Raw genomic sequence first — 14,248 nt, forward strand, 5'->3', positions numbered from 1 at the left:
CTTCGTCTGTTGACGTTTCGCACAGGCCCTTGGCCGCAGCCTCCGTGGAAGAACCTATGAAAAGCGCAGAAATCCGTGAAGCCTTCCTTCGCTTCTTCGAAGAGCAAGGCCACACCCGTGTAGCCTCCAGCTCTTTGATTCCGGGCAACGATCCAACCCTGCTGTTCACCAACGCGGGGATGAACCAGTTCAAGGACTGCTTCCTGGGCCAGGAAAAGCGCGCGTACACCCGCGCCGTTTCGAGCCAGAAATGCGTGCGCGCCGGCGGCAAGCACAACGATCTGGAAAACGTCGGTTACACCGCCCGTCACCACACGTTCTTCGAAATGCTGGGCAACTTCAGTTTCGGCGATTATTTCAAGCGCGATGCGATTACCTACGCCTGGAACTTCCTGACCTCGGACCAGTGGCTGAACCTGCCGAAGGAAAAGCTCTGGGTCACCGTTTACGCCAGCGATGACGAAGCGTACGACATCTGGACCAAGGACATCGGCGTCCCGGCCGAGCGCATGGTTCGCATCGGCGACAACAAAGGCGCGCCCTACGCCTCCGACAACTTCTGGACCATGGGCGACACCGGGCCGTGCGGCCCTTGCACCGAAATTTTTTACGATCACGGCGCCGACATCTGGGGCGGCCCTCCGGGCTCACCGGAAGAAGACGGCGACCGTTACATCGAAATCTGGAACAACGTTTTCATGCAGTTCAACCGCACCGCCGATGGCGTGTTGCACCCGCTGCCAGCGCCGTCGGTCGATACCGGCATGGGCCTTGAGCGCATCAGTGCCGTGCTGCAGCACGTTCACTCGAACTATGAAATCGATCTGTTTCAAAGCCTGCTGACCGCCTCGGCCAAGGCCATCGGTTGCACCAACGACAACCAGGCGTCGCTGAAAGTCGTCGCCGACCACATTCGTTCGTGCGGCTTCCTGGTGGCCGACGGCGTGCTGCCGTCCAACGAAGGTCGCGGCTACGTGCTGCGCCGCATCATCCGTCGCGCCTGCCGTCACGGCAACAAACTGGGCGCCAAGGGCAGCTTCTTCTACCAGATCGTTGCCGCATTGGTCGCCGAGATGGGCGAAGCCTTCCCTGAACTGAAAACCCAGCAAGCGCACATCGAGCGCGTGCTGAAGGCTGAAGAAGAGCAGTTCGCCAAGACCCTGGAACAGGGGCTGAAGATCCTCGAGCAGGATCTGGCCGAACTCAAAGGCGACGTGGTACCGGGCGACGTGGTGTTCAAACTCTACGACACCTATGGTTTCCCGATGGACCTGACCGGCGACATCGCTCGCGAGCGCAACCTGACCCTCGACGAAGCCGGTTTTGAACGCGAGATGGAAGCCCAGCGCGTCCGTGCCCGTTCCGCCAGCTCCTTCGGCATGGACTACAACAGCCTGGTCAAGGTTGATGTGGCCACCGAGTTCACCGGTTACAAAGCCACCAGCGGTTCGGCGAAAGTGGTTGGCCTCTATAAAGAAGGTCAAGCGGTCGACGTATTGAGTGAAGGCGAAGAGGGCGTGGTCGTTCTCGATCAAACGCCGTTCTACGCCGAATCCGGCGGCCAGATTGGCGACAGCGGTTATCTGCAAGCCAGCGGCGGTCGTTTCGACGTGCGTGACACCACCAAGACCGGTGGCGCGTTCCTGCACCACGGCGTGTTGGCATCGGGCAGCCTGACCATCGGCGCACCGGTCGAAACTCACGTGGAAGCGGAAGTCCGCAACGCGACCGCGCTCAACCACTCGGCCACCCACTTGCTGCACGCCGCTTTGCGCAAAGTGCTGGGCGAGCATGTTCAGCAGAAAGGCTCGCTGGTTGACAGTCAACGCCTGCGTTTCGACTTCAGCCACTTCGAAGCCATCAAGCCTGAGCAGATCAAAGCACTGGAAGACATCGTCAACGCCGAGATTCGCAAGAACTCCCCGGTGGAAACCGAGGAAACCGACATCGAAACCGCCAAGCAGAAAGGCGCCATGGCGCTGTTCGGCGAGAAGTACGGCGACAGCGTGCGCGTACTGAGCATGGGCGATTTCTCGGTGGAGTTGTGCGGCGGTATCCACGCCAATCGTACCGGGGACATTGGCCTGCTGAAAATCATCAGCGAAGGCGGCGTGGCGTCGGGTGTGCGTCGTATCGAGGCCATCACCGGTGCTGCGGCACTGGCTTACCTGAATGCTGCGGAAGAACAACTCAAGGAAGCGGCCAACCTGGTCAAGGGCAGCCGCGACAACCTGATCGACAAACTGTCGGCTGTGCTAGAGCGCAACCGTCTGCTGGAGAAGCAACTCGAGCAGTTGCAGGCCAAGGCAGCCAGCGCGGCGGGCGATGATCTGTCGGCTACCGCTGTGGATGTCAAAGGCGTGAAAGTGCTGGCCGTGCGTCTGGACGGTCAGGACGGCAAAGCGCTGCTGGCGCTGGTCGATCAGCTGAAAAACAAACTCGGCCGCGCAGTGATCCTGCTCGGCAGTGTCCATGAGGAAAAGGTCGTTCTGGTTGCAGGCGTAACCAAAGACCTGACTGGCCAACTCAAAGCCGGTGATTTGATGAAGCAAGCCGCTGCGGCAGTGGGCGGGAAGGGCGGTGGTCGTCCAGACATGGCGCAGGGCGGCGGTATCGACGCTGGCGCACTGGATGCTGCATTGGCCCTGACCGTTCCATTTGTAGAGCAGGGTCTATAAGGCAGCGTTGCAACCCGCGGTCCAGTCGCGGGCCGCAACGCTGTTCGAGTGATTATTTGGGCGCCCTTCATGGGCTGAGGCGGCTTTGAAATGGCTTTGATCGTACAGAAATTTGGAGGCACCTCGGTCGGCACTGTCGAGAGAATCGAGCAGGTCGCCGACAAGGTTAAGAAATTCCGCGATGCTGGCGATGACCTGGTGGTTGTGCTGTCTGCAATGAGCGGCGAGACCAACCGTCTGATCGATCTGGCCAAGCAAATCAGTGGCGACGACCAACCCGTTCCGCGTGAACTGGATGTCATCGTTTCCACCGGCGAGCAGGTGACGATTGCACTGTTGGCCATGGCGCTGATCAAACGCGGTGTGCCGGCGGTGTCTTACACCGGTAATCAGGTGCGGATTCTGACGGACAGCGCGCACAATAAAGCGCGTATCTTACAGATTGACGATCAGAAAATTCGCGGTGACCTGAAGGCCGGTCGCGTGGTGGTTGTCGCCGGTTTCCAGGGTGTCGACGAGCACGGCAACATCACCACCCTCGGTCGTGGCGGTTCCGACACCACCGGCGTGGCGCTGGCAGCAGCCTTGAAAGCTGACGAATGCCAGATCTACACCGATGTCGACGGCGTCTACACCACCGACCCGCGCGTTGTTTCCGTGGCTCAGCGTCTGGACAAGATTACTTTTGAAGAGATGCTGGAAATGGCCAGCCTCGGTTCCAAGGTGCTGCAGATCCGTGCGGTGGAATTCGCCGGCAAGTACAACGTACCGCTGCGCGTTCTGCACAGCTTCAAGGAGGGTCCGGGCACCCTCATTACTATTGATGAAGAGGAAACCATGGAACAGCCGATCATTTCCGGCATCGCTTTCAATCGCGATGAAGCCAAGCTGACCATCCGTGGCGTGCCAGACACCCCGGGCGTTGCGTTCAAGATTCTCGGCCCGATCAGTGCCGCGAACATCGAAGTCGACATGATCGTGCAGAACGTTTCGCACGATAACACCACCGACTTCACCTTCACCGTGCATCGTAACGACTACCAGGCTGCAGAAGCCGTGCTGAAGAAGACGGCAGACGAAATCGGTGCTCGTGAGGTGGTGGGTGATACCAAGATCGCCAAAGTCTCGATCGTCGGCGTCGGCATGCGTTCGCACGCAGGCGTGGCCAGTCGCATGTTCGAATCCCTGGCGAAAGAAAGCATCAACATCCAGATGATCTCAACCTCGGAAATCAAGGTGTCCGTGGTCATCGAAGAGAAGTACCTGGAACTGGCCGTGCGCGCTCTGCACACGGCTTTCGAACTGGACGCTCCGGCCCGACAGGGCGAGTGATGCGTTTGCCGAAGGGCGCGGTATACCGCGCCCTTTTTGTTTTCTTGAGCGGCGCGGCGACCTGTTCTTTTGCCCGCGCTGGTCAATACTCAGGCATGCAGGCTGCGACCGCTCAGGTTGTGGGTCGAGTGCCTTTTTTTTGCAGACTGTTGTCCCTGAAATGAAATGCGTGAGGAGAAAGGTATGCTGATTCTGACTCGTCGGTGCGCAGAAAGCCTGATTATTGGTGATGGCGAAATCACCGTGACCGTGCTCGGCGTTAAAGGAAATCAAGTGCGCATCGGTGTCAACGCCCCGAAAGAGGTTGCGGTCCATCGTGAGGAAATTTACCTGCGTATAAAGAAAGAGAAGGACGAAGAACCAAGCCATTAATTTTTATCGTTTTTTATGTTTGCAAACGGGGAGGAAGCTGGTTAATATACGCCCCGTGTTGCGGAGAGCTGGCCGAGTGGCCGAAGGCGCTCCCCTGCTAAGGGAGTACACCTCAAAAGGGTGTCGGGGGTTCGAATCCCCCGTTCTCCGCCATTATTTGCGTAGTACGTTGTAATCTGGCTTCTTCGGTAAGTTGTTGAAACTACTAGAAAAAGTGCTTTACAAAAAGATTCGGCGGCCTATAATGCGCGGCAACAAATGCACTCGTAGCTCAGCTGGATAGAGTACTCGGCTACGAACCGAGCGGTCACAGGTTCGAATCCTGTCGAGTGCACCATTTAAGAGTTGTTTGCAGTAATGCAAAAGACTTGGCTTCAACCAGTTGTGATCTGGTATAAAACCACATATGCACTCGTAGCTCAGCTGGATAGAGTACTCGGCTACGAACCGAGCGGTCACAGGTTCGAATCCTGTCGAGTGCACCAAACACCAAAAAGCCTGCGTCTAACGCGGGCTTTTTGCTGTCCGGGATTTGGCTTTTTCCTTGGTGCAACCTCTCTCATCAAATTCGATGTGCGCGCTACGACCTCGTTTGGTGTCGTACCGGTAGTGGGTAGCGGAATTGCGGATACTGACCTTGTCGGGTTTGCCCAATGCGCTCTCCACATCTTGCAGGCTCATGCCGGCGACAATCCGCCGATGGATGATTGCATCGCGTCGTTCCCTGGCGCTGATCAGGTTGCCGCATTTGTCCTCGCTGCGGCCGACGACTGTTGGTTCTCTCCTTTTGATTGCACTGCCTGATCTTTCGCGGGGCTCTGCTTCCGGCATCATCCCCACGATGCTTTCCGGCGTGAAGGTGCGCACCTCCTGAATCAACAAGTTTTCCCCGACAGCACAACTTAATGTCGTAAACGTGACGCGCCCATCGCTTGCTTCACATCGGTGAACACTGCTGGCACTTGCTGCAAGCGCCAGGCAGAGCAGGGTTGTGAGCACAAGGCATTGGATAATCAGCGGCATTCGAGCGTCCTCCATGACGATTTGCTGCAAAGCGTAGCCGCTGAATTTTTTAACGCCTGTGTGTTTTCTTTTCAGGATGAGTCGTCGCATTTGCGGGGATCAGGAGGCTGCTCAGGTTTGTCTCGCAAGCGCTTGTTTCAGCCACGATTTTTTAACCTTAAAAACCGTCGGGCGGTGTATCATTGCGCCCGTCAGCCCCGCCGGGGCTTGTGGAATACCTCCATGGACTTACCCAGTAGTTACTCAGTAAACCGTTGTTCCAATCATGAATTAACTGATTGATCCTTCCGGCGTGCCCCGCTGCTGGGAGTGGAGTTCGCCTATGTCCGAAGTTGAAGTAAAGAAAACACAAGAAAGCCTGCAGGACCGCCTCGCTCAAGTTGTTGAGCTGTTGCAGCGTCAGCGCGTGGTCGAAGACCTGACGCATCGTCAGGAAGGTCCGCACCACGAGCGGGTTGAAAACCTGGTTCATCGGCAGAACCTGGTCGAGCTGCAACGCAAGCTTGATGATTTGCACTCCGCCGACGTCGCCTACATCCTCGAAGCCCTGCCGCTGGACGATCGACTGACGCTTTGGCAACTGGTCAAAGCTGATCGCGACGGCGATATCCTGCTCGAAGTGTCTGACTCGGTGCGTGAAACGCTGATCGCCGACATGGACGATCATGAGCTGCTGGCCGCCGCCAAAGACATGGACGCCGACGAACTCGCTGACCTGGCTTCCGAGCTGCCGCGAGATGTCGTCCATGAGCTCATGGAAACTCTCGATAGCCAGCAGCGCGAGCGCGTGCGCTCGGCCTTGTCCTATGACGAGGAGCAGGTCGGTGCGCTGATGGACTTCGAGATGGTGACGATCCGTGAGGACGTCAGCCTCGAGGTGGTTTTGCGCTACCTGCGCCGACTCAAGGAACTCCCGGGGCATACTGACAAGCTGTTTGTGGTCGATTACGACGGCGTGCTCAAGGGCGTGTTGCCGATCAAGCGTCTGTTGGTCAACGACCCGGAGAAGCAGGTGGCTGAGGTCATGGCCAGCGACCCGGTGAGTTTTCATCCTGACGAAGATGCCTACGATGCTGCGCAGGCATTCGAGCGTTATGACTTGATCTCGGCCCCCGTCGTTGACAAGAACGGCAAGCTCATCGGCCGTCTGACCATCGATGAAATGGTCGACCTGATTCGTGAAGAGAGCGAAAACGAAGTGCTCAACATGGCGGGTCTGCGTGAAGAGGAAGACATTTTCGCCTCGGTCTGGAAATCCCTGCGTAACCGCTGGGCCTGGCTGGCGGTCAATCTCGTTACCGCTTTTATCGCTTCTCGAGTCATCGGTCTGTTTGAAGGTTCGATTGAGAAACTGGTGGCGTTGGCGGCGTTGATGCCGATTGTGGCCGGCATCGGCGGTAACTCGGGTAACCAGACTATCACCATGATTGTGCGGGCCATGGCGCTGGATCAGGTGAGTACCGGCAATACATCACGTCTGATGCGCAAGGAGTTGGCGGTCGGCTTGATCAATGGTCTGGTGTGGGGCGGGGTGATCGGTATCGTTGCCTACCTGCTTTATGGCAGCTGGTCCCTCGGCGTGGTGATGACTGCAGCAATGACCCTCAATCTGTTGCTCGCCGCTTTGATGGGGGTATTGATCCCCATGACGTTGGTGCGGCTGGGTCGCGACCCGGCGATGGGCGCCAGCGTGATGATTACCGCCATGACCGACAGCGGCGGCTTCTTCATTTTCCTGGGGCTGGCGACGATCTTCCTGCTGTGATTTGAAGCGCCCAAAAACCTGCTCAAAAGGCAGGTTTTTTTGCGCCTGAATTTCAGACAAAAAAAGCCGGCAATTAAGCCGGCTTGGAGTGTTCGATTAGATCAGGAAGCGTCTGCGGCCAATTCTGCGTCATGTGCAATCAGCGAAACCAGAGCATTTTGCTGACGATGCGACAGTTGACGGAAACGTTGCAGCAGTTCGCGTTCGTGGAGTGAAAGCTCCGGGCTGTCGAGGCGCATGCTCAATTCATCGCCCAGTGCGCCTTCCTGAATGAGGCTTTGTTCAAGGCGCGCGATGATTTCGGAGTTCATGCTGCGATGATGATTGCGAGCCACCTCGGCAATGCGTTCACGCATTCCGTCTGGCAGACGTACGACGAACTTGTCAGCCGTACGGCTGGAATAAATTGCCTGTTTCAATGGGCGCATATATTTAACCGGTTAGTTCAGGGGAGCGGTTCTCGGGATTGGCCGCAGGATGTCTGATACGACAAGAACTCTGGCCAAATGTTCAACCTGAATTGATAAGGACTCGCATCATGCCTTAAAGAAGCCAGTTCATTGGCGTCAATTCTGTGACAAATATTGAACTGGATGAAGGCATTATGCCAGCACCCATTGTCAGAAATGCGGACTGGTTAGATAACTGACACCCGACCGTATTGCCGCCGCGTCCGGTTGCACTGTGAAAACGCCAAAAGACGTCCAGGGTGCACGCTATGCAGATTCGACCACTGTTCCCTACAACGTTGAGAATAGTGGCAAATGGCCGATTTACTAGTGGCATTTTGGCAAAGGCGGGAAATTGCGATGGATGGCAAAACGCGTAATCAGGGTGACCGAAGGCTAATGCCTATTGGGGCATAGTTTCAGCGCAGAACCGGATCAAATTTGAATTTGCGCCCGGCGATCAGCGCGAGGAGGAAGAACCCAGAGAAAATGCCGCACGCGATCAGGGGCAGGGTCAGCACGGAAGTCTGAACGACGGCAAAATGGATCACGCCGCTCAAAAGCGCCAAAATGAAAAAGCCTGCTGCTGATTTCGACATACTGCACTCCTGAAAATATGAATCAAAATACCAAACGGTCGGAAGATGGCGCGACCGCAGGCATGCTTTGCTGACTGACCTCCTGGCCGATAAATCCATGGTGATCATTCATGACAGCCAGTTGGGGCGCCTTTTGTACCTGGAGGTAATGCGGCATGTGCTGCGCAACCGAATCGTTACTGTTCTCTGGGGCAAAATGAAAACCCACTAAAACCGCCAGTGCGACTGCATTCGAGAGTAAAAGCGCGCTGTTCATGAGGCAGACCTCCGTTGTTCTTGGTGAACAGCTGAAGCAGCCTCCGTGCCAAAAGTTTACCGCTTATTAAACCCTTTAAAAACAGGCATTTAAAGCATTTTGAGAAGCGTTGTTCATTGCGATTTGCATGGCGTCCATCCGAGGGTCATGCATTTTGCACGGCGGACGGTTTCTGCATGGATGTCTGCCTCTTGCCTACACTTAAAGGGCACCACGGACTACATGACAAAAAAAGCCCTGGCCGTTACCATGCACGCCGTCCGTCGCTGCTCACTTTTGCGTGGCGACTTGTGTCTCAGTAGCTCAATTGGATAGAGCATCCCCCTCCTAAGGGGAAGGTTGCAGGTTCGAACCCCGCCTGGGACACCATCACATCATCAGCCGTGTCGCTGTAAAAATGCCCCGTCGGAGCTCATCTCTCACGGGGTTTTTTTTGGCTGACGTTCCCGGTGACGCACACCGGCCCCGGCCCGCATCCGCATGCACAATCGCATCCCTGCGACTTCAATAAATGCACCTGCTGGCCGATAACCCGGACAGTTATGACTTCTCCAATAAATTGTCTGGAAATCCTCGATGCTGTCGTATCACCAAAAGCGTTTTCTGATCGTCGACGATTTTTCGGATTTTCGCAGTTCCGTCCGGTCGATGTTGCGCGAGCTGGGCGTCAAGGACGTGGACACGGCGGACACCGGCGAGCAGGCGCTGCGCATGTGTTCGCAGAAGGCCTACGATTTCATCCTGCAGGATTTCCACCTGGGCGATGGCAAGAAGAACGGGCAGCAGGTGCTCGAAGATTTGATGATCGAAAAACTGATCAGCCATGAAGCGGTGTTCGTCATGGTCACTGCCGAAACCAGCCAGGCGATGGTCCTCAGTGCCCTGGAGCATGAGCCCGATGCTTACCTGACCAAGCCGTTCAACCGCGCAGGCCTTGCGCAACGGCTGGAGCGGCTGGAGCAGCGCAAGACGTTGCTCAAGCCGATTCTGCAAGCGCTGGATCGCGGCAAACCGGTGGACGTGTTGAACGCTTGCATTGCCTTGTGCAAACAGGACGCGCGCTATTCGCCGTTGTGCCTGCGCTATCGCGCCGATGCGCTGCGTGATCTGAATCAGCACGAGGCGCTGGAGCGTCTTTACGACGGCATCATCGCCGATCGACCGTTGCCATGGGCGTTTGCCGGTTTGGGCAAATTGCTGTTCAAGCGCGGTCAGATCAGCCAGGCCAAAGGCGTCTACGAAAAAGCCCTGAAAGTGTTTCCGATGATGCCGGCGCTGTATGACGGCATGGCCGATGTGCTGATTGCCGAAGGCGACAGCAAGGCTGCGCAGGAGATTCTGGAGGAGGCGATCCGCTTGTCGCCGCTGGCCGTGCGTCGTCAGGCACTGCTGGGCAAACTGGCGATGGCCAACGAAGATTTCGAGACTGCCTCCAAGGCCTATCGGCAGGCTGTGAGCCAGGGCGCGCAATCGCGTTTCAAGGATGCGGAAAGCAACCTCGGCCTGGCCCACGCCCTGATCAGCAAAGGCAGTGACAAGGGACTGGACACCCGCACCCGCCTGGAGATCAATACCACGCTGAGTGCGGTGGCCAAGGACAACCCGACCGATCCCGGCCTGCAGATTCGTGCGCGACTGATGAAAGCCACCAGCCTGTTGCTCAACGACGCCGAAACTGCCGAGAAGCTCACCGAGCAGGCGATGCAGCGCCTCGATGGCATGGAGCAGTTCATGAGTGCCGAAGCGGCACTGTTGGTGGCCAGGCAGTTGCAGGTCCTTGGCCAGCCTGAAGCGGGTCATTCGATGTTGAAGAACTGCGCGGAAATTTACGGTGACGATCCAACGGTGATGCAGGGCATTGCCAAGCTGACCGACGACCCGAGCATTCTCAATTCCGGCAACGCCGCAGCGGACCTCAATCGGCAGGGCGTGCGCGTGTACAAGGCCGGCAATCTGGTGGAGGCGCGTGAGGTATTCCGCAAAGCGCTGGCGCTGCAACCGAAGAACATCAGCATCGCGCTGAACATGGCCCAGTCGCTGCTGCACGGCACCGACACCCGTGTGCCGTCGGCCGAGCTCGAAGAATGTCGGGCCTGCTTGCAAACGGTTGGCCTGATGCCAGATACCGACGCGCGTTATGCGCGCTTTCAGAAACTGAAACAAAAGGCGTTTGGCGCATGAACCACGACGACCCGGCACTCGATTTTTCCACGGTGATTGCCTCCACCGTGCACGACATGAAGAATTCTCTGGCGATGCTGATGCAGGCCCATAGCCAATGGCTGTCGCGCTTGCCTGATCCCGCGCGCAATACGCCGGAGCAGGGCGTGATCGATTTCGAATTCGCCCACCTCAATGGCATGTTGGTGCAACTGCTGGGGCTGTACAAACTCGGCGTCAATCAGATGCCTTTGCAACCGGCTTACCACGAACTGGACGACTTCATCGAAGCGCAACTGGCCTGCCATCAGGACGTGTTTGCCAGTCGCGGGATCATGGCCACTTATGACGTTGATCCGCTGTGCCCGCTGGGCTTTTTCGATCGCGAATTGATTGCCTCGGTGCTGGCAAATACCATCAACAACGCCATTCGTTTTGCGCGCAATGCGGTGCTGATCAGCGTCAGCGACGAGGCCGGGCAACTGCTGCTGACCGTCAACGACGATGGTGAGGGTTATCCGCCAGAGATGATCGAGCGGCAGGCCGATTACGTGCAGGGCATCAACCACAGCAGTGGCAGCACGGGATTGGGATTGTATTTCGCCGGGCGCATTGCTGCGTTACATCAGCGCAATGGCATGGGTGGGCACACCGAAATCAGCAATGGCGGACCGTTGGGCGGCGGCGTGTTCCGCCTTTGTCTGCCTTGATATTTCTTTTTGTTTGAGCTGCTTGATATTCCGAACACGCGCAGCCTATTTTGTGCGAGTCGCCGTTCGCGGCTCGTACAACAACAAGGATTGCGTCATGACAACCGATGGCCAGCGTTCACTCGCGCAGCGATTGACCGGCATTGATGAGATTGAATGTGTCACGCCGGATTTGAACGGCGTACCACGCGGCAAGGTAATGACCGCCGAGGGTTTCCTGGAAGGGCGGCGTCTGCAGCTGGCGCGAGGCGTATTGCTGCAATGCATCATGGGTGGATATCCGCCCGCACGTTTTTACGGCAGCGATGACGGCGACCTCGCGTTGATCGCCGATCCTGCGCAGATCCACCGCTTGCCCTGGAGCCAGCAGCCACGGGCGCTGGCCATTTGCGACGCCGATGAGCTGACCGGCGAAAGCTCCAACCTGTCGACCCGTGGCCAGCTCAAAGCGGTTATTGCCCGTTACGCAGCGCTGGGCCTTGCGCCGGTGGTGGCGACCGAATTGGAATTTTTTGTGTTTGCGCCGAACACCGATCCCTGCCAACCCTTCCAGCCGCCGGTCGGTCTGGACGGTCGGCGCGAGGATGGGCATTCGGCGTTCAGTATCAGCTCCAACAACGGTTTGCGCCCCTTCTTCAGTGAGGTCTATGAGTGCATGGCGGCGCTCGGTTTGCCCCGCGATACATTCATGCACGAAATGGGCGTCAGCCAGTTCGAAATCAATTTGCTGCACGGTGATCCACTGCTGCTGGCCGACCAGACCTTCCTCTTCAAGCATTTGCTCAAGGAAGTCGCGCTCAAGCATGGCCTGACGGTGGTCTGCATGGCCAAGCCGCTGGCTCACACCCCGGGCAGTTCGATGCACATTCACCAGAGCATCGTCGAGATCGGCAGCGGGCGTAACGTGTTCAGTAGCGACGACGGCGAACCGACCGCGACCTTCCGTCACTTTATAGGTGGTCAGCAGGCCGCCATGGCGGACTTTACGGCGTTGTTTGCGCCGAACGTCAACTCGTATCAGCGCCTGTGCCATCCCTTCGCATCGCCGAACAATGCCTGCTGGTCGCACGATAACCGCGCGGCGGGTTTACGCATTCCGGCCAGTTCGCCGGCCGCTCGTCGGGTCGAGAACCGTTTGCCGGGCGCCGACGCCAATCCGTACCTGGCAATCGCGGCGAGCCTGGCGGCCGGTTTACACGGTATCGAGCACAAACTGGAACCTGGCGAGGCGATTCAAGGGGAATTCGAGGTACCGGACAATCTTTCCTTGCCGTGTACCTTGCACGCGGCTCTGGAACGTCTGAAGCGTAGCCAATTGGCGAAGGAACTGTTCGGCAAGGAGTTCATCGAAGGCTACGTCGCTTCGAAGTCCATGGAGTTGACCAGCTTCTTCGATGAAATTACTCCCTGGGAGCGCCGCGTTTTAGCAGCCCAGGCCTGACGATCCGTCGTCTTCGGGCTATCTTCCGGGATAGCCCGATTCTTACTGCAAGGAGCCGCTCGGAACGCCGATGCGCCAAATCTGGAAACCTTTTCGAGCGCTTTATTTTTCTTCGCTGATGATGCTGATCGGCTCTGGTTTGCTCAGCACGTACCTGGCCTTGCGCCTGGCCGCCGACAATGTCGACAGCCTGTGGGTCGGTGCGTTGATGGCGGCCAATTATTTTGGCCTGGTGCTGGGCGGCAAGATCGGCCACCGGCTGATCGCCCGTGTCGGGCATATTCGAGCGTACTCGGCCTGTGCCGGGATCGTGGGCGCGGCAGTACTGGGCCATGGCCTGGTGGATTGGCTGCCAGCCTGGATTTTTCTGCGGGTCATCGTCGGCCTCGGCATGATGTGCCAGTACATGGTCATCGAAAGCTGGTTGAACGAACAGGCTGAAGCGTCGCAACGCGGGGCGGTGTTCAGCGGGTACATGATTGCTTCCTATCTGGGGCTAGTGCTGGGTCAGCTGATTCTGGTCATGCACCCTGGGCTCGGTCCGGAACTGCTGATGCTGGTCGCGCTGTGCTTTGCTCTGTGCCTGGTGCCGGTGACGCTGACCCAACGCATTCACCCGGCAGCGCTGCACCCGGCGCCCATGGAACCGCGGTTCTTCATCAAACGCGTGCCGCAGTCATTGAGCACGGTGATGGGCGCGGGGTTGATCATCGGCTCGTTTTACGGTCTTGCGCCGCTGTATGCCTCGCAACAAGGGCTGACGACGGAACAGGTCGGGCTGTTCATGGGTAGCTGTATTTTTGCCGGGCTGCTGGTGCAGTGGCCGTTGGGCTGGCTGTCCGACCGTTATGATCGGGCCCTGTTGATCCGCTGCTTCGCCGTGGTGCTGGCCGTCGCGGCCTTGCCGCTGGCGATCATGAAAGAAGTGCCGCTGCAGGTGTTGTTCATCACTGGTTTCATTTGTTCATTGGTCAAGTTTTGCCTGTATCCACTGGCTGTGGCGTTCTCCAATGACCATGTCGAGGCGGATCGCCGGGTTTCGCTGACGGCCATGCTGCTGGTGACTTATGGCGTTGGCGCCAGCATCGGTCCGCTGGTGGCGGGTGTGCTGATGAAAGTATTGGGCAGTCAGATGCTTTATGCCTTCTTCAGTTTTTTCGCGCTGGTACTGGTTTGGCGGATCCGCCCGAAAGCGGTCACCAACCTGCATCAGGTCGAAGATGCGCCGCTGCATCACGTCGCCATGCCGGACAGCATGTCAAGTTCGCCGCTGGTGGCGTGCCTTGATCCGCGAGTGGATGAGCAAGTGGTTCACGAGCAAATGCACAACACGGTCGAGCCGGAATCAGAGGCGGAACCTTCACCGCAGACGCAAACGCAGCCCGACGACCCGGAGGCGGGCCGCGAGCAGAGTTTTACCGAGGCCAGGCCTTAACGATCACCCAAAAAGCGGACATGAGAAA

Annotated in this window: 12 protein-coding genes and 4 tRNA genes; 12 read left to right on the plus strand and 4 right to left on the minus strand. The window is 57.6% G+C overall.

The genetic code is table 11. The features are described from left to right. The first annotated feature begins 56 nt into the window (after positions 1-56). From alaS to ACYZT1_RS07040, 6 genes are all read left to right on the plus strand, one after another. A complete protein-coding gene (gene alaS, locus ACYZT1_RS07015) occupies positions 57-2,678 on the plus strand; it encodes an alanine--tRNA ligase (RefSeq protein ID WP_462018289.1) in 2,622 nt (873 codons plus the stop codon). A gap of 90 nt (positions 2,679-2,768) precedes the next feature. Continuing rightward, complete coding sequence (locus ACYZT1_RS07020; protein ID WP_462018290.1) at positions 2,769-4,010, plus strand: aspartate kinase; 1,242 nt, start codon at positions 2,769-2,771, stop codon at positions 4,008-4,010. Between the two features lie 183 nt (positions 4,011-4,193). Next, complete coding sequence (gene csrA, locus ACYZT1_RS07025; protein WP_002554426.1) at positions 4,194-4,382, plus strand: carbon storage regulator CsrA; 189 nt, start codon at positions 4,194-4,196, stop codon at positions 4,380-4,382. A 62-nt stretch (positions 4,383-4,444) separates the two neighbouring features. Beyond that, positions 4,445-4,535: transfer RNA gene (locus ACYZT1_RS07030), tRNA-Ser, on the plus strand. 107 nt (positions 4,536-4,642) lie between these two features. Then, positions 4,643-4,719 (plus strand) — tRNA-Arg (locus ACYZT1_RS07035). A gap of 71 nt (positions 4,720-4,790) precedes the next feature. After that, a tRNA-Arg gene (locus ACYZT1_RS07040) sits at positions 4,791-4,867 on the plus strand. A gap of 19 nt (positions 4,868-4,886) precedes the next feature. Here ACYZT1_RS07040 and ACYZT1_RS07045 read toward each other — a convergent pair. Beyond that, the gene (locus ACYZT1_RS07045; protein ID WP_462019203.1) at positions 4,887-5,405 is read right to left on the minus strand and encodes a cell envelope protein SmpA; all 519 of its coding nucleotides are present in this window, start codon (positions 5,403-5,405) and stop codon (positions 4,887-4,889) included. A gap of 322 nt (positions 5,406-5,727) precedes the next feature. On the opposite strand from ACYZT1_RS07045, the gene mgtE reads away from it, so the two are divergent. Next, on the plus strand, positions 5,728-7,170 hold the full coding sequence (mgtE, locus tag ACYZT1_RS07050) for a magnesium transporter (RefSeq protein ID WP_462018291.1): 1,443 nt from the start codon (positions 5,728-5,730) through the stop codon (positions 7,168-7,170). A 101-nt stretch (positions 7,171-7,271) separates the two neighbouring features. On the opposite strand, the gene ACYZT1_RS07055 is transcribed toward mgtE, so the two are convergent. From ACYZT1_RS07055 to ACYZT1_RS07065, 3 genes are all read right to left on the minus strand, one after another. Then, a complete protein-coding gene (locus ACYZT1_RS07055; protein ID WP_462018292.1) occupies positions 7,272-7,598 on the minus strand; it encodes an Arc family DNA-binding protein in 327 nt (108 codons plus the stop codon). A 440-nt stretch (positions 7,599-8,038) separates the two neighbouring features. Further along, entirely contained in the window at positions 8,039-8,218 is a 180-nt protein-coding gene (locus tag ACYZT1_RS07060; protein ID WP_462018293.1) for a PA3371 family protein, read from the minus strand. A gap of 22 nt (positions 8,219-8,240) precedes the next feature. Further along, positions 8,241-8,474: a hypothetical protein gene (locus ACYZT1_RS07065; RefSeq protein ID WP_462018294.1), complete on the minus strand. Its 234-nt coding sequence runs from the start codon at positions 8,472-8,474 to the stop codon at positions 8,241-8,243. A 292-nt stretch (positions 8,475-8,766) separates the two neighbouring features. Between ACYZT1_RS07065 and ACYZT1_RS07070 the strand changes: the two genes are divergently transcribed. The 5 genes from ACYZT1_RS07070 (at position 8,767) to ACYZT1_RS07090 (ending at position 14,220) form a co-directional block, all read left to right on the plus strand. Then, a tRNA-Arg gene (locus tag ACYZT1_RS07070) sits at positions 8,767-8,843 on the plus strand. A gap of 207 nt (positions 8,844-9,050) precedes the next feature. Then, positions 9,051-10,655, plus strand: a complete 1,605-nt coding sequence (locus tag ACYZT1_RS07075; RefSeq protein ID WP_462018295.1) for a response regulator — start codon at positions 9,051-9,053, stop codon at positions 10,653-10,655. Then, on the plus strand, positions 10,652-11,344 hold the full coding sequence (locus tag ACYZT1_RS07080; RefSeq protein ID WP_462018296.1) for a sensor histidine kinase: 693 nt from the start codon (positions 10,652-10,654) through the stop codon (positions 11,342-11,344). Before ACYZT1_RS07075 ends, ACYZT1_RS07080 begins: the two co-directional genes overlap by 4 nt. 199 nt (positions 11,345-11,543) lie before the next feature. After that, positions 11,544-12,785, plus strand: coding sequence for a glutamine synthetase family protein (locus tag ACYZT1_RS07085; protein ID WP_462019204.1), 1,242 nt, complete (start codon positions 11,544-11,546; stop codon positions 12,783-12,785). Positions 12,786-12,855: 70 nt separating this feature from the next. Continuing rightward, positions 12,856-14,220 carry an MFS transporter gene (locus ACYZT1_RS07090; RefSeq protein WP_462018297.1) on the plus strand — a complete coding sequence of 455 codons (1,365 nt, stop codon included), beginning with the start codon at positions 12,856-12,858 and terminating at the stop codon, positions 14,218-14,220. Positions 14,221-14,248 lie beyond the last annotated feature (28 nt).

Source organism: Pseudomonas sp. PB3P13, from assembly GCF_054897735.1.